At 38.8% G+C, this 20047-nt stretch carries 18 protein-coding genes; 3 read left to right on the top strand and 15 right to left on the bottom strand.

Annotated features, from left to right (window positions below; translation table 11 throughout):
* Positions 1–20 precede the first annotated feature (20 nt).
* The 13 genes from AC0VYO_RS06195 to AC0VYO_RS06135 form a co-directional block, all read right to left on the bottom strand.
* Positions 21–1472, bottom strand: coding sequence for a glycoside hydrolase family 32 protein (locus tag AC0VYO_RS06195; RefSeq protein WP_475366899.1), 1452 nt, complete (start codon positions 1470–1472; stop codon positions 21–23).
* A complete protein-coding gene (locus AC0VYO_RS06190; protein WP_475368650.1) occupies positions 1473–3077 on the bottom strand; it encodes an extracellular solute-binding protein in 1605 nt (534 codons plus the stop codon).
* A 19-nt stretch (positions 3078–3096) separates the two neighbouring features.
* Positions 3097–3984 carry a carbohydrate ABC transporter permease gene (locus AC0VYO_RS06185; protein WP_475368649.1) on the bottom strand — a complete coding sequence of 296 codons (888 nt, stop codon included), beginning with the start codon at positions 3982–3984 and terminating at the stop codon, positions 3097–3099.
* 26 nt (positions 3985–4010) lie between these two features.
* Positions 4011–4895 (bottom strand): ABC transporter permease, encoded by an 885-nt coding sequence (locus tag AC0VYO_RS06180; protein WP_475367470.1) that lies wholly within the window; start codon positions 4893–4895, stop codon positions 4011–4013.
* A 263-nt stretch (positions 4896–5158) separates the two neighbouring features.
* A complete protein-coding gene (locus AC0VYO_RS06175; protein ID WP_475368648.1) occupies positions 5159–6160 on the bottom strand; it encodes a LacI family DNA-binding transcriptional regulator in 1002 nt (333 codons plus the stop codon).
* 45 nt (positions 6161–6205) lie between these two features.
* Positions 6206–6820 (bottom strand): YesL family protein, encoded by a 615-nt coding sequence (locus tag AC0VYO_RS06170; protein ID WP_475368647.1) that lies wholly within the window; start codon positions 6818–6820, stop codon positions 6206–6208.
* A gap of 239 nt (positions 6821–7059) precedes the next feature.
* A complete protein-coding gene (locus AC0VYO_RS06165) occupies positions 7060–10833 on the bottom strand; it encodes a GH32 C-terminal domain-containing protein (RefSeq protein ID WP_475368646.1) in 3774 nt (1257 codons plus the stop codon).
* A 562-nt stretch (positions 10834–11395) separates the two neighbouring features.
* Complete coding sequence (locus tag AC0VYO_RS06160) at positions 11396–12268, bottom strand: HAD family hydrolase (RefSeq protein ID WP_475368645.1); 873 nt, start codon at positions 12266–12268, stop codon at positions 11396–11398.
* A gap of 682 nt (positions 12269–12950) precedes the next feature.
* Entirely contained in the window at positions 12951–13385 is a 435-nt protein-coding gene (locus AC0VYO_RS06155) for a hypothetical protein (protein WP_475368644.1), read from the bottom strand.
* Between the two features lie 158 nt (positions 13386–13543).
* Entirely contained in the window at positions 13544–13729 is a 186-nt protein-coding gene (locus AC0VYO_RS06150; RefSeq protein WP_475366891.1) for a hypothetical protein, read from the bottom strand.
* 88 nt (positions 13730–13817) lie between these two features.
* Positions 13818–13955 (bottom strand): hypothetical protein, encoded by a 138-nt coding sequence (locus AC0VYO_RS06145; RefSeq protein WP_475368643.1) that lies wholly within the window; start codon positions 13953–13955, stop codon positions 13818–13820.
* 197 nt (positions 13956–14152) lie between these two features.
* Positions 14153–14551 (bottom strand): hypothetical protein, encoded by a 399-nt coding sequence (locus tag AC0VYO_RS06140; RefSeq protein ID WP_475366890.1) that lies wholly within the window; start codon positions 14549–14551, stop codon positions 14153–14155.
* Between the two features lie 269 nt (positions 14552–14820).
* Entirely contained in the window at positions 14821–15912 is a 1092-nt protein-coding gene (locus tag AC0VYO_RS06135) for a YheC/YheD family endospore coat-associated protein (protein WP_475368642.1), read from the bottom strand.
* Between the two features lie 186 nt (positions 15913–16098).
* On the opposite strand from AC0VYO_RS06135, the gene AC0VYO_RS06130 reads away from it, so the two are divergent.
* From AC0VYO_RS06130 to ltaE, 3 genes are all read left to right on the top strand, one after another.
* Positions 16099–16692 (top strand): cupin domain-containing protein, encoded by a 594-nt coding sequence (locus AC0VYO_RS06130; protein WP_475366888.1) that lies wholly within the window; start codon positions 16099–16101, stop codon positions 16690–16692.
* A gap of 219 nt (positions 16693–16911) precedes the next feature.
* Complete coding sequence (locus AC0VYO_RS06125; protein WP_475366887.1) at positions 16912–18093, top strand: macrolide family glycosyltransferase; 1182 nt, start codon at positions 16912–16914, stop codon at positions 18091–18093.
* 109 nt (positions 18094–18202) lie between these two features.
* Entirely contained in the window at positions 18203–19225 is a 1023-nt protein-coding gene (ltaE, locus tag AC0VYO_RS06120; protein ID WP_475368641.1) for a low-specificity L-threonine aldolase, read from the top strand.
* 218 nt (positions 19226–19443) lie between these two features.
* On the opposite strand, the gene AC0VYO_RS06115 is transcribed toward ltaE, so the two are convergent.
* Together AC0VYO_RS06115 and AC0VYO_RS06110 are read right to left on the bottom strand one after the other, a co-directional pair.
* On the bottom strand, positions 19444–19749 hold the full coding sequence (locus tag AC0VYO_RS06115) for a hypothetical protein (protein WP_475367469.1): 306 nt from the start codon (positions 19747–19749) through the stop codon (positions 19444–19446).
* Positions 19750–19831: 82 nt separating this feature from the next.
* On the bottom strand, positions 19832–20017 hold the full coding sequence (locus AC0VYO_RS06110) for a hypothetical protein (protein ID WP_430245096.1): 186 nt from the start codon (positions 20015–20017) through the stop codon (positions 19832–19834).
* Positions 20018–20047 lie beyond the last annotated feature (30 nt).

Raw genomic sequence — 20047 nt, 5'->3', positions numbered from 1 at the left:
ACTTTATCTTGAAGAGAAACCTACTTACTTGGCACTGAAAGAGTGCATTTAGCTATGTTAATTTCCCCTCCTACACTAGATACAGAAAGCTCTGAGCATATTTTGTCAGGATAGACCAAACTGGTTAATGCGTATTTTCCATCATTGATGAATAACTCTATGGAAGAAGCATCAGCCACTGCCGTAAGTTTCATCTCCTCTGTACAATCGATTTTTACTGTTTGAACATGAGTGAAATTTCTAGAAAAATCCACTTCCCCTGATGCACTCCTGTCCAGTGACAATTCTCCCTTTTTCGTGTCGATGTGAATGGAGGTAAAATGTTCAGCAGAGTGATGTAACATAACCTTATAAGTTTCAGCATCCATACTCTCAATAACAAAGTTCATTTTGAAATACGGTTCATCCAACTTAAGCTTTAGCGGTGAATCAGCTGAGACACCCACATTACTTAGGGTTTTGGATTCAGTAAAATAAGAATCTAGCTCTTGCACAGGGGTTTGAATAATTGTATAGCTTTCCTGCTCTTGATGGAGTTGAAGAACGCGCGGTAACGTCATTTGGCTTCTCCAACCATAGGTAGGAACTTCATTTGCATAGCGCCAATTACTCATCCATGCAAGGTAAATCCTCCTCCCGTCCTTCTCAGGAATATCAGAAAAGCTTACCCCGGCATAATTATCTTTTCCTGCGTCTAACCACTTAATATCTTCATGATGGTTTAAAAAGTTTTGGCCATCAAAGGAGCCAACAAAATATTGAGTACGCGAACCATTCTCAAATTCCGGATTATCCCCAATGCTAACTAGCAACACCCATTCGGATTTGTTACTTCCAGTGACCGGTAGCTCGAACAAATCAGGACATTCCCATACTCCTTCATGAGACCCTACCGATTCTCCAAATTCACTCTCAAATTCCCAGTCTATTAGATTAATAGATGAATAAATTGATATCGTTTGACCGGTTGCTACAACCATCACCCATCGACTTGTATTGTTATGCCATATAACTTTTGGATCTCTAAAGTCTACTTTTGCATCGTCAACAAGGACTGGATTATGCTTATATTTTGTCCAGGTTCTCCCGTCGTCATGGCTAAATGCAAGACTTTGCCTTTGAACAGGCATCTTCCCTTCTTCATGTAAATGGTGGGTAAATATCGCCACTAAACCAGGTTCATTCGGAAAGAATCCAGATGTGTTGTTCCAATCCACCACGACACTCCCAGAAAATATCGTTCCAAGTTCATCAGGGTATAAAGCAATACCCAGTTGTTCCCAAGTGATCATATCTTTACTTACTGCATGGCCCCAGTGCATAGGGCCATGTATATTGTCTTTGGGATTGTGCTGAAAAAACAGATGATATTCGCCTTTAAAGTAAACCATGCCATTGGGATCATTCAACCAATATTTTTTAGGAGCAAAATGTAAGTAAGGTCTATATGTTAGCAAGTCTTGCGTTTTCAATTACTTGTCCTCCTGTGCTTCCATATATTTGTTAAATGCATTTTGCTTAATTTCCATCCATTCCGTTAAGCCTAAACGCTCCAATTCTTCCAAGCTAGCTTCCCATTCTTCATCCACTGTACCGTTGACAATCCATTCTGAGCGCTTTCTTTCCACATAAGGAAATAAATCTGCCTCAATTTCAGAAATTGTTTCGAGTTCTTCTAGTTCAAGAAATACATTCGGGTACGTATAATCTGCGTTCATGTAAGGGACTAGCTTCTCATGAAGTAAATCCATTCTCCAGGCAGCATCACCTGGCATTGTTGTAATTTCGCCAAAGTAGCTATTCAGTATAGCTAACGGACCACCAAGCGCTGATTGTTCCCGTAATTCAACTGGAGCTGTTCCTTCTAGTTCTAAATGTTTTAACATCTCCTCGTTTTCATCATATTCGAAGATATTTTGTTTCTCTTCATCTCCATATGTGCCCCAATTATTTTGAACGGACTGAAGTGGAGCATACATCTGATCAATCCATTTTGCTGTTAACTCCAGATTCTGATTAGAACTCGTGATGATCATTCTTGATCGATCAAAACCAAGCGAGTTGCTTACGGCTACATTTTTTTGACCATCCGGTCCTTCCAAAGCAGGCAACAACTCATAATTTTCACCTGAGATGTTATTCTTATCCCATGTGAAATATACACCGTAGCGTTCGTTACCACCCTTGGCAACATAATTGTTCCAATCTTGTTCAAACGCTTCCACGTCAATTAAATCTTCCTGATAAAGACCATGTAAATAGTTAATCGCCTCTTTATAACCATCTGTAGTTGGCGTGAATACGACTTCTTTATCATTTGAAACGACCGTATGATTCCAGTTGTCCCCTTCACCAAACGAGCCGAATAAGAAGGCAGGGTCCTCTTGTCCCCCGTTTAAAATAAAGGACATAGGAATCGTTTGTCCTTCACCCGCAGGATCTTGATCTCGAAACGCCTTGAGTACTTCTTCTAATTCCTTCGTCGTTTGAGGCATCTCCAGTCCTAATTCATCCAGCCATTTCACATTAATCCAACCTGTGCCCTCTACTGCCTGAATCTTTTCTTTACCAGTACCTAACTCCTCAATCCATGGAAAAGAATAGATATGACCATCTGGTGCAGTTACCATTTCCTTATATTCTGGTGCCTGTTCAAACACCTTTTGTAAATTTGGCATATAATCCTCAATTAAATCTTCTACAGGAATGATCGCTTCATCATCTGCAAGGTTTAATAATTCATAGTCACTATATCCAGAGTTCATAATCGCATCTGGAAAGTCACCGCTTGACATTGCTAAATTTCTCTTCTCAACAAACGCTTCTCCTGAATAACTATCCCACTCAATATGCACACCTGTTTCTTCTTCCAAACGTTGACTTATTAATTTATCATTTGGATCTTCCGGAGCCATCGGAGAGCTTCCAGTCATAAACTTAAGCGTGACATCCTCTTCAACTGGGAAGGTAATATCTGATAGCTCGTAATCCTTAGCAGCACTTTGTTCATTTGAGCATCCTGATAGTAGCAACGACCCTAACACCACTCCAAACAACGCGTTCTTTACCTTTTTCATAACATTTCTCCTCTTTTCATTATTTTAATGAGCCTACCATAACACCCTTTTCGAAGTACTTCTGAAAAAATGGATACATAACTAGTAAAGGTAAACTAGCTAGCACAATGGATGAGTATTTAATCATTTCTGATAACCTTTGCATTTCAGCCATAGCCAATTGATCTGAGATCATCCCAGGTTGGACTTCATTTTGTATTAGTATAGAACGCAAAATGAGCTGTAGCGGGTATTTAGTCTGATCATCCAAATAAATCATGGCCTCAAAGTAAGCATTCCACTGTCCAATGAAAGCGTATAGTGCCAGCACAAATATAATCGGCTTAGATAATGGAATAATAATCTTTACGAAAATCATAAAGTCGGAGGCACCGTCAATCCTGGCCGCTTCTTTTAATTCTTTTGGAAGCCCTTTAAAGTAAGTTCTTGCCAAAATGATATTCCAGACAGAGACGGAGCCAGGTAGAATAACTGCCCAAATCGTATCTAACAATCCAAGACCTCGAACCACCAAGTATGTAGGAATCAACCCACCACTGAAAAACATGGTAAGTAAGAAGAAAAACATGATGCTCTTTTTCCAAGCCAGATTGTCAACGGATAAGGAATATCCTGCAAGCACTGCAACTAGTACAGATATAAACGTAAATGTAGTAGCGTATAATATGGAATTAAAGAATCCCCTCATAATCGTCCCATCGGCAAAAATTTGTGAATAGCCATCAATTGTCCAATGATCGGGATTCAGTGAGAACCCTTTAGTTAACAAGATACTCGGCTGGAGAAAAGAACCCAGCAGCACATACAAAAGAGGTACTAACACGATTAAAACAATAACTGACAAAAGAATCTTGTTGATAATGAGTAGATATCGGTCTTTCCGTGAATTGTTAATTATATTGTTCATTTTCTTCCCACTCCCTCTATCGCTTTTTACACAAGACCTTCACCATCATTAAGTTTCTTGACGACATAATTCACAAAGAACAGTAAGAATACATTGATAACGGCATTGAATAATCCTACGGCTGTTGCAAATGAATAATCTCCAGCCTGTAATCCGCGTTTATAAACGTAGGTTGGTATAATCTCTGAAGCTGGCAAGTTCATACTTGTTTGCAATAAATAGGCTTTTTCAAATCCAATAGCCATAATTCCACCCGCAGCCAATATGAACAATACGGCCATAACTGGCTTCAGTGTAGGAAGATCAATATGTCTTATTCTTTGGAGCAAAGATGCTCCATCAATCGTAGCAGCGTCATGGAGCTGAGGATCAACATTCGACAGTGCTGCCACATAGATAATCGATGCAAATCCAGCGCTCTGCCATACGCCCGAGAAAATATAAATGGATCGGAATGCATCTGGATCAGACATAAATGAATATGGTTCATTAGTGAAAAGTGTCATTATACTGTTTATCGGCCCTGTGGGAGAAAGGAAAATAAACAACATTCCGGAGATTACTACTACTGAAATAAAATGCGGTGCATAAAGAATTAATTGGACGTTCTTCTTGACCTGAGCCCGTTTTAACTGATTTAACATGAGGGCCAGAATGACCGGAATAGGAAAGCCAATGATCAAATCGAAAGAACTGAGCTTTATTGTATTCATCAAGATACTCAGAAAATTGGGCGACTGTAGAAAGTTAGTGAAGTGCTCTAGCCCGACCCAATCACTTCCCCAAATTCCTTTTGTCGGACTGAAGTCCTTAAATGCAATAACGGTTCCATACATGGGCACATAATGGAAGACAAGTGTCAGGATGATAGCGGGAAGCAGAAATAGATAGAGGATATAATTGGTGCGCATATTTTTTTTATGTTGACGTTTTGTTTGTGACTTCTCTTTACGCTTTATTGCTTGACTCGTTTTTGGCAAGGTGTTAGATAAAATGTTTTTATTCTCCAAAAAAACTCCCCCTTCAAATCAGAATGTGATTTAAGTCAACCGGTTGACATATTGTGATGATGTAACCCCCTTTTTTAAAAATTTACATTATTTGTTCATATCATATAGCAACCGCTTACAAATATCAACCGGTTGACATAAAAAAGTAGTAGCGATTCAAAAATTTAAGTTGTTCTGTTTTTCAGTAATTGGACCGGTAGTACCGTTTCTAAATCAACTGTTGCTTCCGGGTCGTCAACTAATTTCAGAAGGGTGTTCACTGTACTCTTAGCCAAACTTTCAATAGGTTGCCTGATGGTTGTTAAGTTGGGTTGAATATTCATTAGTGTTTTTGTCCCGTCATAGCCGACAATTTTCAATTGATCTGGAACCTCAATCCCCATCTCTCTAGCAACATTTAAACAAGAAACACCAATCATATCATCACTTGCAAAAATGCCATCCACTTGCGGAACTTCGGCAAAGATCTTTCGTATTAGCTCTATCGTTTGCTGTACATCAAATACATCTTGAATTTCATAAGTAATTGGGTTTGTTATAATATCCTCGTAAGCTTTTCTTCTTAACTGTGTAGGGGTCTCTAACTGAGCCGGACCATTGATATGTACAATATTCTTACAACCTTTTTCTATCAAATGCTCGACAGCCATTTTCCCTCCCTGGTAATTATCTGAAGATATCACAGGAACTGTTGTTGATAAATACCTATCAACGGCTACAACCGGGATGTTTTGACGTTGATAGGTACTAATTCCCCTGTTATGGGAACAAACTATTATTCCATCGACCTGATGGCGAATCAACATATCTGAATAAGACTCTTCTTTTTCTTGATTATCCAGACTGTTACACAAAATAACCTTATAGCCTAAATCCGCCAACATATTTTCAACATTAAAAGTCAGCTCTCCAAAGAACGGATTGCTTATAGTAGGTACGATTAATCCTATAAAGCGCGTCTTTTTTTTATAAAGAGACCGCGCCAGATCGTTCGGATAATAATTTAATTCTTCCATCGCTTCTTTTACTTTTTTTCTCGTACGCTCACTTATATATCCGCGATTATTAATCACTCTAGAAACTGTTGTGCGCGTTACTCCTGCTGCTTTTGCAACATCATCTAACTTTACCCTTTTCATCATCCATCTCCTCGCAACTTTTTCCATATCAATTCACTAATTACTTAACTATTTGAGAAATCAACCCTTTGTCTATTCTAGGGTTTTCGTTTCCTTTGGTAGCGATTTCAAAGCGGTCCACATAATAACATAGCAAGACAAACTAATGCCTATTACAGGAATGAGTACTGTTATACGGAAACATATATACGTTAATAACAGTAGTCCTAGGAGCATCATTATCGTTCGTACCGGCCTACCTACCGCTAATATTAAAGCATTTTTCAAGTACTGAAAACTCTTTTGGTCAAAATGGACAAATAACGGAAAGACATACAAAGACGTAATGAAATACAAGACGCTGATAACAACCGTTATATTAACCATAATGCTTTGCAATTGATTGGAGGAGATAAGCTGAACAACTTGAAAATACATGTACAACACCAATCCAAATAAAACATAAAGATACCCCAAAAGATTAGCCTTTATAAATTCCGTTCTAAAATTCCTTACAAAAAGCTTCAATACTGGAAGGTCATTATCTTCTATAATAGTGCGCCGAAGAACAGCAAATAGAGCCGCAGTAGCTGGAAATATCCCCAGTACGATCAAGCCAGTACATGTGAAAAAAAACCATAATAAATTCAACAAAAACAGATTAAACGCCCAGGTGCCAAGTCTTAAATACCAGCGTGACATTACCATGATCATAACCCTCCACTGATTTGATAAATCTTTAGTGAAAACGAAAGGGCAGACGAAATTTCATCCAAATAAATCTTTCACAATACTTTATCATTAGTTTGTTATTAATTGACTGAACCCAAACGCAATTAACCAATTGAGAAAGAAGGAAGTCACTCTCAACTTCCTCTTTCATTTAATAATCCACAGCACACCCGTTAGAAACTAGGAGAGAGAACAAAATTAAGATTCTAGTATTCTTAATTCGATGTAACCCACTGTTGGCGTGTATTCTCTGGATCATATGGTTGAAGCATGATATTCCCATCCTCTGATATAGTCATTGCCTCATCATTGAACACAGATAAGATGGTGACGGTTTGATTGTCATTCTCTTGAATGATCCATCTCTGATTATCATAACCAAGGTAGTCGTATAATTGAATTTTCTTCTGTACCGAATCAAAATCAATTGCTTTGCTAGCTTCCGCTCGTATGGAATAAGAGTCATGCTCATCACCAGTTGGTATAAGTGTCCAGGTCGTAGGCTCTTCATTAGCAGTGACAGGCACCCCATTTTGAGAAGAAGCTGCATAAAGAGATTGACCTGTTCTTTGATTGATAAAGGTCGTTTTACGTAAAGCAGCTTCAGAAACGTTACTAACCTTTACATTTTGAAAGACCGCTCTGCCTCCGAATACATTTAAACCAAAATGTCCCTCTGCAAAGGTTCCATCTCTTATATCCATTATCTTTTCTCCATCTACATCAATTTGAATACGGGGACCAGTAGCTGATATTCTCACATTATAGGTCTTCCCTGGCTGAATAAATGTTGGAACCTTACTGATTACCATACGCTCTTCAAAGCTTCCATTTATTTTATAAAAAAGACGGAAAGCGTTCATATTAGGATCTAAATTAAAATAATAACCACTTCTACCATCTTCACTGGCACGAAAAAGAATAGCACCGGCACCTCCCGATTCATGAAGTGTCATTTCTGCTTCATAAACAAAGTCGCCCCCAGTATTCTCAGCTATATAATTGGAATCACCGGTATGTAATCCCCGAATTCCTTCTTCAGTTGCAACCCATTTGACGGTATCAACATCTGACTTCCAACCAGTAAGATTAGTATTAAAATCCCCCTCAAATACATTCACTTCAAAACTCTCAGACACCTTGTTATTTGGCGTAGAAACTGTAATCGTCGCTTTTCCAGCGCTTGCAGCTTCAATTAAGGCAGTGTTATTAGTAGAAGAGCGAAGACTCACAATATCGGAATCAGACGTTTTCCATTTAAGTTTTTTCGTTCCATTCCCGTTAATACCTTTAGTTGCCGCATTAACAGCTAGCTTATCCCCAATATTCATTTCTTTTTCACGTTTATCAAGTACAATTTGGGGTCCATCTTCCATTTCCCGATCCCAAATATCCTCTAAAGAGTGTACTTTCAAGGAAATAATTTGAACTTGATCACCTTCAGTATAAAAGCTAACTCCCCTGCTCGTTGCATCCGGAAAAATGAGATCTGAAAAAACTGTCTCCCCATCATTAGCAAAAACCTCAATAGACCCGTTATCCACTAGTATATTTAATTTAATTCGCTGATTTTTCGCTTGTAATCCTGTCGTATGGGTTGTAGTAAATTCATTCGAAAAATCCGTCCTGCCTGACTCGGAACGATCCACAAATAATTTCTGTTCCGCATTATTATATCCAACAACAGTTTTTTGTTCAGAACCTTCACGAACGTGAAAACCAAACTCTGTCACATCACTACCAGCAGGAATTTCAATTTCCGCTTCTAATTGATAGGAAGCTTCGTTTACTTTGTTTAATAAATTGCTGTCATTCTTTGGAGATACAAGCTTATTCTCTGTTTCAAAAACGGTTGTTTGAATCGTTTCTAATTCTTTAATCGGTGATTGAGCTAGTCTAATGCCTTTATCTGTTAAGGTGAGTCGTAGTTCTCTTGGAATCGTTAGTTGACCATTCCATCCTTCTGTCGGGAAGGCAAATGGATAGTCCCAATTCGTCATCCATGCCATCGTAACACGACGGTTATCCGGCATATTTGCAAACGACATAGAGGCATAAAATTCCTTCCCATAATCTGTTTTCAATACCTCTCCAGGTTGATTGTCATTGATGAATTTGCCGTCAGGTGTTAGGTCTCCAATAAAATACTCTGCATCTGATCCCTCTGTATTCGGATTGGCTCCTGTACTAAGCATGAGGACCCACTTCTTCTCTCCTGTATTGTCGACTTCAAGCTGAAACAAATCCGGACATTCCCATACCCCTCCACGAATGTAGTCACCATAGCCGAAGTTCTGAGTATGTTCCCAGTTAATAAGATCGTGGGAAGTGAAAAATCTAATATGATCTCCTCCCGAAACAACCATCACCCAGCGGTCATTCGCTTCATCACGCACCACTTTGGGATCACGAAAATCCCAACCGCCTGGATTTTCTCCATTACTTCCAGGATTCTCTATAACGATCGGATGTTCTTCTGAATATTCCCACGTACGACCTCGATCCGTACTATACGCAAGGCCAATTCGTTGATTGCCATTATCGGCATCTGGATTAAAAGAAGTATAATATGCTACCAGTCCTTTACCCCCAGTATCTGAAAATAGGCCGGAATCATTATTTAAATCTGCCACAGCAGATCCTGACCATACATGACCATAATCATTCCATGGCAAAGCTATAGGTAGATGCTTCCAATTAACTAAATCTTCACTAACTGCATGTGCCCATTGTCCACCGTTCTGATGAAACAGATGATATTCACCTTCAAAATAGACTAGCCCATTTGGATCACTTGCCGATTCTCGAGCTGGTGTATAATGATAAGCAGGTCTATAATTTTCTTTATAATAACTATCTGAAGAAACTAAGTAAACATCTTGAAAATAAGCTGCACCTCTTAAAACTATCAATCCTGCTAAACCACTAGTATAACTACTATCTGTTAATTCAATTGCGGGATCTGCGTAGCCATCTAGATAGATTGTGATTTGTTCGTCATTCACTATGATTTCCAAGTGGTGTTTAGTATTGGTTTGTGACTTGAAACTTCGACTAGATTCCCCGAGTACCGTACCATCTGCTTTTTGTAATTGTACTGCAACTTCATCCCCTTGCTTCTTAAGCAAAGCTCGATAGCCCTCTGTTCCAGCCTCATTCATGCGAAATGTAAAACCTGCCTCCATTTGTTTTTCATCAACGGAGACATTACCTTCTAACACGAAGTTGTTGGCCTGTGTGTCATATATTTTCTTAACTATTTCATTCTCTCGCGCTATTCCTTTTAATCCTTTAATGTTTGGTTCCCAATCTCCTTCTTCCACTAGAGACTGACCCAAATTCGTTGCAAGTTCACTCACTTTCACGTTTTGAAATAGTGCAGACCCATTCCAAACATTCAGCCCCAGGTATCCATGATGATGAAGCGATACATTCGAATCTATCACTGGCGTATATAGATCTTCCCAATATACTTTAATATTGTCTTCTACTACTTTCACCTTTAAATGATAGATTTCACCTTCTTGAATGTTAACGTCAAATTCCTCTATTAACCTACTTTCGTCCCGAGCATCACGTAGACGAATCAGTCCTGCATCCGGCACTATTTGAACCATATAGGAATCCCAGCCATCTTCACTAGATCGAAATATCAACGTAGCATCTGCTGATTGATCTACTATCTGTATATCAGATTGGTATATAAAATTTTCTGATTGAACGTTTGAAATCGCCATTACATTCTCATTTGCTCCCGAAGTAAGCTTTAACCCTTGTACTGTATCTTCAAGTGTACCTTCACCATGAAAGACCCAATCCGTTAAATTTGTTGATGCTTTAATTGCTGAAACCTCCTCATTTTCCTTTGTACGCTCTGCTTGCACTTCTGCCGTTACCTTATTGCAGATCAATAACATTATCATTAACCCGAATGCAGTAAATATAAGAAATTTGCGAACAATCTCATCATTATTCATTAAACGATTCAAAAGCATAACTCCTCACTATATTTAATGGGGTTAACCATCTTGCTTTACCTTAAATCACCTTCTTTATTCCAACTTGTTGACTCTCATACGAAACATCTACAACGCCAAACAGATTAAAAAATCCTTTTATTACAGAACAATATATCGTAAGCGCTTTCAGGTGTCAACCGGTTGACATAACTTTTATTTTGATAGAAGAAGACACCTTCCTTACCGTATAAATAACTGAGGCAATACTAAATTGAATGAAAGATATTAAGCATTAACGACGCAAGAATAACAGTTATTACACCTAGCGAAATGTTATTTAAGCTATCGACTCGATCCTTATTTAAACGGTATGACCTACATTTTCTTGTTTAGAACCATTTCGAAATTCAATCATATCCTCAATCTTTTTTGGAAATAAAAAACGCAATTCCTACATGAGGAATTGCGTCCGATTGTTGAAGATTATTGTTGTATAACTAGGCTATTATGATGTTGCAGAATCGTTTCTCTTTAGTGAATAAAGAAATCTCATTAGCCTTCTCTCGAATTTAACCGAGTTTTTTATCAATAATCATGTATTTCGAATAGAATCTCGCACGACAATCGACTTCAAATAATGATAAACACCGTCATCATCACACGTAAATTCCGTCACATCGTCGACAATTTCTTTAATTTGGTCGGATGCATTTTTCATAGCTACAGCATAATCGGCAAATTGGAACATCGGTAAGTCGTTGTTACTATCGCCTATGGCAAGCGTCTCTACACCTGACAAATCAAAATGCTGGAGCATTTCTTTAATGCCAGTCGCTTTGTTTACATTGGCTACCATTACTTCGACGTTATGCGCTGAAGAGATTGACGTTGTAAAATCAATGTCCTGCTTGATATTTTCTAGCTCATCTTTCCATTGATTGATATGTTCTTTCGTTCGAGCGAAGAAATAGAATTTGGAAAACTTATTTCCTTCAATTTGAGCTTTCCAGTTGATCGCTTCTTTGATCGCTTCTTGACGCGAAAGCCATTCATTCAGCCCGACGCCTTCTGGCTGCGGATCTTTAATTTCTGCTTCCATATAGTGACGATCTTGTTCTAAAGCAATGCGATCTCCTCCGTATGGAAAGAGCTCATAATAAATTTTCTGCTCACGCGCTTTTTCAATAATCTTTTCAACTAAGTCAAGCTCGAGTGAATGTTCAAATATGGCCTTACCTTCAACATACCCTGCCATCCCATTTGAAGAGATAATGCCATCCACTTGAAACCCTTCAGGGACAAGCTCATTAATCTCATCCGAAGCTCTGCCTGTTGCGATAAAGACGTATATGCCATTCTCTCGTAACTCATCAATCACTTGCTTCGTATATTCACTCACCTTGTTATAGTGATTCAAGATCGTACCATCCATATCTAAGAAAATAGCTTTTGGGTTCGTTAGCATTGTGACTCTCCTTCTTTCGTTATAAATCTTCTATTTTTAAATTTAAACGGCGTATTCTTTTACACCTGATCTCTCACTTCACTCTTAACGACAATATTTTCGTCTCTAACGGTTTATAAAGTTTCTGGATCTATGAATCTATTCGTAACTCATAGTGATTGTACCATTGTATTTCCCATTTAATCATTATCAGCAAATAACATGTTACTCCTCTTTAATTACCTTGTTCAAGTTATTGATACCAATTAGTTTAAATTGGCATCAATAACCTACTTCGTTCTTTCATTATAAAAGGAGCTTATCTTGTTACAGATAAGCTCCTCGATTGTTTAGTTATTATACAAAAGGAGAACTCACAGAATACACTGACCATATGAATATCCCCCAAAAAGTAAGAGAAGTAACGCGATCATTCAACAATAGACTTTTTTTAGAAAGGACATATACTTTAAACAACGTGTATAAAGAAAAAAGTATAAAGGAAATGCTGATCCACACTGAATCTACACTTTCATAGAAGTTACTAAAAACAAGCTCAGTTAAGAGAAAGCCCACAATTAAAAAGCTAATGATTTCAATAAGTGTAATGAAATATTCTTTCCAGAGAGCCAAGTAATTCACTTCCTTTCGAATATGTACTTAACAGTTACGATACTCCTGGGATAATAACCTGCATTAACTTTCATTGAATATTATTAAAATCCTTCCATTCTCCATTTTCTAATACTTTCAAAATATTTCCTTTGCCAGATATGAATTCGATTGTTTTATTTTCATCTTTGTACCTTGTTATTGGTAGTTCAATTTTTATAGACTTTATTTCTGGTTGATTTATTAAGAAGTAATAAGTGTTATCCAATTCATCTACACCGTGTCTTGACTCTTTACCCACTAGTGGATATTTTGTAGAAGACTCTAATTTTTGGGTTGATTTCCTCTGTTGATGTTCTAGATCGAATAGCTCATCCGCAGTCAAAACTTTGATTTCTGTGGTAACTTCCTTGTTACGATCAAAAGAGTATTTTTCGAGGTGAGCTATTATTGTCGGCCAATTAGCTAGGATGACAATTCCTAACACGACAATAACAGAGGATAATGTAAGAACCGTTTTTTTCATATCTTGTCACTTCTCCCCTCTCATTTTCGTCTCTTTAACAATAGTGCCTCTCTACTTAATACCAATTATTTCAAATTAATACGAGCAACTCAATCTTTATTTTTTGTATAAATGATGTGAATGGGTATTAGGCAGGATTTTCAAACTATGAAAAACCACTACCGACCGCTGTTCGTTTTACCTAACCTTATTCCATTAGCAACAACACCAATTAGCCCAGTAATAATAAATACATAAGCTATAAACAGAGGTGTGGTGGATAACGATTCCGTCATTAATCTAAACAATCCAACAGCCAAAACAAGAAAACTACCTATCAATGCAACAAATGTTCTATTAAACAATGTGATTCCTCCTAAATAAATTATTTTCTCATTCACAAAGTTAAACTATTTAGCAACCGCTCAGAGATTGTTGAACAGATAATTATTGTCATAAATTATCCTGGTCTTCCTTCTCATTCTTTTCATAAAACAAATAAAAAATAGACATACCTGATAAAATCAATAAAGATAATGTCACGATAAGATTTTTTACTAAAAACGCAATATAAACTACGCTAATTAACATCATGATTGACGCTAATATTTTTGCAAGCACCTTACTCCCCTTTTTCTAAGTAATCTCTTCCCTACATCTCCAATACCAATTATTTCAAATTGTTATGAACAACTCAATCCTTTATTTCACACTAAAAGGAGCCTATCTTATGACAGATAAGCTCCTCGGCTCTTTAATGAAATATGGAATCGGCTATGCTTGAAAGGTTAATCTACAGCTTTTTCTTCTTTTTGAAAGATGACATTAAATGAACCTAGCTCACTTGATTTTGAAACCTTATCAATAATTGCGTTTACTTCCTGTTCCGTCTTTTTCCCTTTATATTCACTATTTGAAATGACAAATATAAGATCTTTTTTCTTTGTGTCGTATATTGAATAATGTATTTTTCCCTCTGCTTGGTAACCTTGATTCTCTAACTCATTTACAACCTTACTAGTAAAATTAGTTTCCGTTATTTTCTTTGTAATATCCATTAGTTCAAGATCCGTTGGTGGAGTGCTCCTGGCACCCAACGGCTTATCATTATTGTTCTCTATAGCAAAGAAATAGAAAACGGAAAAAACACTCCCCAGTAGAAGCAGAACTATCATTGCTTTTTTCATTTTAAATCCCACCTTCGCAAAGAAGTTGTCTTAGGGATATCGTATGTCCTCTTAATCGAACTATTCATAACGAGCAAACTGGGCATATGATTTCAGTTCTTTTTTACATATTACACCATCTCACCCCTGTTAATTTCAACATTCCGTTTTCGTTAAACCCCACTTCTACAAACAAAGAGGGAAGAATCGATGTACAATTCCTCCCTCTGTTCTAGTACATATTCATTATTCGTGATAGATAACAGGACCCCTTATGATTACTGCGCGACTTAAATCCGATCCATTAGATATCTCCCATACTCGATCGGCGTTCTGAAGACCGCTTCCCACTTATCGTGAAGGAGCTCTCCATCCTCAAACAATCCGCTCACATAGTCTGAGATAAAGTTACATTCAATAAAATAAGGCTTACCCGCTTTTGTGATGCCGATATCGAATCCAAGATCGGCTAGCTTCGGAAAATGGTGATCGAGTACGCGGGCGGTTTGAAGTCCTAGCTGTTCAATGCTTTGTAGGAGCGCTTCGTACGAAATTCCTGGATGGGAATGAGGCGCAACAGCTTCAAACGTGTACGTCGTTCCCCCTTGTGCTCCATTCGTTAGAAAGTCTCCCCCATTCGCCACCTTGCACATCACGCCTGACACCTGCCAATTCCCGTTTCGATTCTTTTGAACCGCGACGCGCAAATCAAACGGATGGCCTTTAAAGTCAGCTAGCGGAATCATCTCCTGAATCATGTACGTATGCGTACGGAGTCGGTTAACGAGCACCGCAGGCAGCGTCTTTTTGAAATCAACTTGTTTGAGCTCGCCTTCTTTTGTTTTATAAAAGAGGCGCCATCCTTTCTTAACCCGCTCAACTTTCATCGCGCCAATGCCGAATTCGCCATAGCTTTTCTTGAGAATGAATTGCTTGTAGCGTGCAGCCATTTTATTTAAGTTGTTGATCGTAAAGAGCTCCGTCTCAGGCAAGTGGTCTCGAAGATTGTCATGCTTGATCAGGACTTCGTGAACTTTATGCTTCTCCACATCATAATTCGGCACATTGTAAACGACGCGGCCCTCCTTCATTAAAGATTTGATATGCGAACGGTAAGCTGGCAAGTAATCGAGCACGCGTGTATAAATGACTTTCGGCGCTGGAACTTCTTTCACGACAAACGTTTCCTGTTCATACACATAGGCTTTCACCGTCGCGACGCCTGGCTTTAGATCAAAGAATCGAAAATAACAAGGGATCATGCCAAGTTCTCTTGCTGACTTCTCCCAAATCATAAACATGCTGCGCGTGCCACCTCGTAGTTCAGGCATTGCCTCATACGTTGATTTTGGAAGGATAATACCTAAATAGTGATCGCTCACAACGATCTGCCCCCTTCGCTTTAATCTATTGTGAATAGGGTCCGTATTGTGCCTGGTCGAGTGCATTTCATCTGATAAGATAGGCGCTTCTCGGCCCTATTTCATGGTCAGTGGACAGGCACCTACACCGGGCTTATCCCTTTTTCATAGAATAGTATTGAATTGAGAAAGAAATGAGGAGAATATATGACAACTCCAGTATCTGGCTATATTACGGATAACCGAAACTTAGTAGGACGAAAAGGAAATCCGAACCTTTTTTATGATATAAAGGATAACGTTGCATTTAAGAAAGATCCTGAAAACCTTATCTATCTCTTATCCTCAGCGCAAATGCCAGCGATGATCGGCGGCTCACTTGCCGAATTAAGAATGTCGAAAGGATCTGTACGCGAGCCGCACTGGCATACAAACTCATGGGAATTGGTATACCTCGCTTCTGGATCCGCAACCGTCGGCATCCTCAACCCGAACAATGATCAATTATTAACGTATCAGCTACGAAAAGCTGGTGAAACGGTCTTTATTCCAATGGGCTATTGGCACTGGATTAAGGCAGATTCGGACGAGACCTTGCTGTTATTATTCTTTAACAACGACCGCTTCCAAACGCAAGATGGCTCTAGCATGCTGACGAAAACCCCTCTGAAGGTTTATGAAGAAGCGTATCGCATAGACCCGAAAACAATGGAAAAAGCGCTAGATCCAATTGAAGGGAAAAGTCCTGTCGTTATCGGACCGCCACCCCCTTTATCACGCAAACGTCGCAGGCGAATATAAACGAGACAGACCTTTGTAATAGGTTCCCTTAACGAAACCTTAGGTAGGATTACCTAAGGTTATTTTTGATGCTATTACTTTGGGAGGATATGGGTGGAATGAAGTTTTAAATTCGTTCGAATATGGAAGAGAGCAACCAAAGGAATTTGGTTTCATCCTTACTGGAAAACAATTATCCTTTATTATGTAACGATAAAAAGACTTAAGAGGTGACGACTTATGGCAAACATTCTAATGCTTAATATCCCAGGTGAAGGACATGTTAACCCAAGCTTAGGCATGGCAAAAGCTTTTGGAGATCGGGGAGACAGCGTCTATTATATTTCAACTGAAAAATTCAAAGACCGCCTAGAAGGCGTAGGAGCCAATGTGATTCTTCATGAGGATCGATTAGATGGTTTACACATCAATCATGGTAGTTCAGAAGGAATCAATAACTTTCTACATTTCTTTATACGCTCATCTTTAGATATCCTCTCGCTTACAAAAGAGTTAGCGAAAGAAGTAGCGATTGATTTTGTTTATTACGATGCCTTTGGTCCTGGTGAATTAGTAAAAGAGTATTTACAAGTACCAGGCTTCTCTTCTTCATCATCCTTTTTAATCCCAGATGATTATAAGAAAAACCTCCCCCTTCACCCAGACGCGTCGGTGTCATTTGAACTCGATGAAAAAGGGAAAGCTTTATTAGCTAAGATGAAGCAAGCGTTTGGCGTCGCTCCTAAAACCATGTTGCAATTTATGCAAAATCAAGGCGAGCAAACGATGGTTTATTCAAGCGAGTATTTCCAACCTCATTTAAGTGAATTTGGTGAAGGGTATCATTTTATTGGTCCTAGCTTCCCGGAACGAAAAGACGCGACTGACTTCCCACTTGACCAGCTTGAAAACGAGCAGGTTCTTTTTATTTCTATGGGCACAGTGCTCGATCATGTTGAGAGTTTCTTTAATATGTGCATCGACGCCTTTACAGATTTTCCAGGGAAAGTTGTCATTTCAGCAGGATCAAGTGCTGATTTCACTAAAATAAAAGAAGCTCCCGATCACTTCATTATTCGAAAATATGTTCCTCAGCTAGATGTGTTGCAGCATACGAACGTGTTCCTTACCCACGGAGGAATGAACAGCACTAATGAAGCGATTTACTTTGAAGTTCCGATGGTGGTGCTCCCTCATGATAAGGACCAGCCTTTGGTCGCTGCACGCCTCGCAGAACTACAAGCCGGATATCCTATTTTCCCACCGAACGTAACAATCGAATCGCTACAGCATGCAGTGAATCAAGTCATTCATAACGCGAACTATCAGCTAGGCATCCGAAAGATCAAAGAGAGCTTTCAAGCCTGTGGCGGACCTAATGAAGCATTAGAAATCATCGATCGCCACCTTGCGTCGAGATAACAGGATCATAAAGCCTCCCCGTTACGAAGTTGATTCACTTATGAAATAACCGTATACTTTTGATGGATACTAGTAGACTATTACTTAATGAAGACGGGGAGGACGAATCGTGATCGATTTGCGCAGTGATACGGTAACGAAACCAAATGAACAAATGAGAAAAGCGATGTACGAAGCTGAAGTAGGCGATGATGTGTATGGAGAAGATCCTACGGTTAACAGGCTCGAACAAATCGCTGCAGAAACGCTAGGAAAAGAAGCGGCTTTATTTGTCACGAGCGGCACGCAAGGAAATCAAATTGCTGGCTTAGTCCACTGTCAGCCTGGTCAAGAAGTGATCATGGAATCTCAGGCGCACTTATTCCTATATGAAGCGGCAGCACTGTCCGCCTTTGCTGGTGTACAAATTAAGACGATCGATGGGAACCGCGGTGCGATGAATCCAGGCGATGTTGAAGCAGCTATCCGAGGCGAAGATATTCATCAGCCGGAAACAGGATTAATCTGCATCGAAAACACCCACAACAAAGCAGGCGGCGCAATTGTTCCTCTTGACAATATGGAACAAATCTATCAACTATCAAGGAAACATCAGATCCCTGTTCACTTAGATGGGGCACGATTATTCAATGCTTCTGTAGCAGCTCAAATTCCCGTAAAAGAATTCGCGAAGTATACGGATTCTGTTCAGTTTTGCTTATCAAAAGGACTCGGCGCACCAGTTGGTTCCATTATTGCCGGTACTTCTGAGTTTATCGAGAAAGCTCGAAAATGGCGTAAGCGCCTTGGCGGTGGTTTAAGACAAGCAGGTGTTCTCGCTGCACCGGGCATTATTGCTCTCGAAGAAAACGTGAAGCATCTTGAGATGGATCACGAGAACGCGAAGTATCTTGCTGATGGTCTTCAGAATATTGAAGGGGTTAACCTTGTCAATCAAGTGGATACAAACATACTCTTAATTGATATTACGAATACGAAGAAAACGACAGAAGACTTTATCCACCGTTTAAAAGAACAAGGCGTTTTAGCGGGTGCGTTTGGTCTGAACGTGATTCGATTTGTAACGAATAATGGGATTACGAAGAAAGACATTGATGCTGCATTAACGGCTGTCCGAAAAGTTGTAAGTTAAATTCCAATTTATTCATTTCACATGTTTATAGATTGAAAAAAGACCCACAAAATCATCATTCATTTTGTGGGTCTTTTATGTTGATAAATCAATTTTTCACATGTAATGCGATGAAAAGTTTAACCGAAATAAGATACATAGGTAAGAGATAGAATCTGAAACTATCCCTACTTAAAATAACCCTTACGAATGAACCTTCGCAAGATATTATTAGCTACTTATGGATATTTATTTCCTTCCTTGCTATAAATTTCATAAACAAAATATCCAACTAAATAACCTAGTGCCGCACCTAAATTAACGGAAGATAGTAATGAGAACGAGAAATACATACCAACCACTACACCAATACCAGCCCCCAAAAGCATTCCGATTGGGATGAGACTATCTAATAAAAGTTGAGCAGCTTTTGAATTTTTCTTCCCCAGATTGCCTTTATTAGATTTATACTTTAGGCTTTCAATCACAAAGACAACTACTATGCCCATTAAGACAAGAGGTGCTATTGTCTCAGCTATCCACATAATCAAATCTCCTCCCCCAAGATCATACCTGCCACTCAATATCTACTTATGGATCTTTTATAACAAAAATGCTCCACCTCTTTTAATCGAATAGGAAATTCCCAACCAATCCAATCAATAGCATGATAATCAAACTCCCAAACAGAAAATATCCGATTACCTTAATAGGTAAGGGCAGTTTTCCACCTCTTGATTTTGGATAACCTTCAATGTTTTGTTTATGAGCTATAGCATCATTGAATGGTTTATTTTCGTTTTCGTTGTTCATAGAGAATCTCCCTCCTCCTCTTGATAGAAG

The organism is Anaerobacillus sp. 63XJN7_4_ISO-PGPR-S23-413, from assembly GCF_056173725.1.
Note: the sequence above shows the minus strand (reverse complement) of the source record. Positions and strands in the feature narration are given on the sequence as shown.

Coding starts and splice junctions, on each gene's coding strand:
- AC0VYO_RS06190 (WP_475368650.1), bottom strand. CDS start 3,077: ATGAAAAAGGTAAAGAACGCGTTGTTTGGAGTGGTGTTAGGGTCGTTG.
- AC0VYO_RS06185 (WP_475368649.1), bottom strand. CDS start 3,984: ATGAACAATATAATTAACAATTCACGGAAAGACCGATATCTACTCATT.
- AC0VYO_RS06180 (WP_475367470.1), bottom strand. CDS start 4,895: ATGCGCACCAATTATATCCTCTATCTATTTCTGCTTCCCGCTATCATC.
- AC0VYO_RS06175 (WP_475368648.1), bottom strand. CDS start 6,160: ATGGAAAAAGTTGCGAGGAGATGGATGATGAAAAGGGTAAAGTTAGAT.
- AC0VYO_RS06170 (WP_475368647.1), bottom strand. CDS start 6,820: ATGGTAATGTCACGCTGGTATTTAAGACTTGGCACCTGGGCGTTTAAT.
- AC0VYO_RS06160 (WP_475368645.1), bottom strand. CDS start 12,268: ATGCTAACGAACCCAAAAGCTATTTTCTTAGATATGGATGGTACGATC.
- AC0VYO_RS06155 (WP_475368644.1), bottom strand. CDS start 13,385: ATGAAAAAAACGGTTCTTACATTATCCTCTGTTATTGTCGTGTTAGGA.
- AC0VYO_RS06145 (WP_475368643.1), bottom strand. CDS start 13,955: ATGTTAATTAGCGTAGTTTATATTGCGTTTTTAGTAAAAAATCTTATC.
- AC0VYO_RS06140 (WP_475366890.1), bottom strand. CDS start 14,551: ATGAAAAAAGCAATGATAGTTCTGCTTCTACTGGGGAGTGTTTTTTCC.
- AC0VYO_RS06130 (WP_475366888.1), top strand. CDS start 16,099: ATGACAACTCCAGTATCTGGCTATATTACGGATAACCGAAACTTAGTA.
- AC0VYO_RS06125 (WP_475366887.1), top strand. CDS start 16,912: ATGGCAAACATTCTAATGCTTAATATCCCAGGTGAAGGACATGTTAAC.
- AC0VYO_RS06115 (WP_475367469.1), bottom strand. CDS start 19,749: ATGTGGATAGCTGAGACAATAGCACCTCTTGTCTTAATGGGCATAGTA.
- AC0VYO_RS06110 (WP_430245096.1), bottom strand. CDS start 20,017: ATGAACAACGAAAACGAAAATAAACCATTCAATGATGCTATAGCTCAT.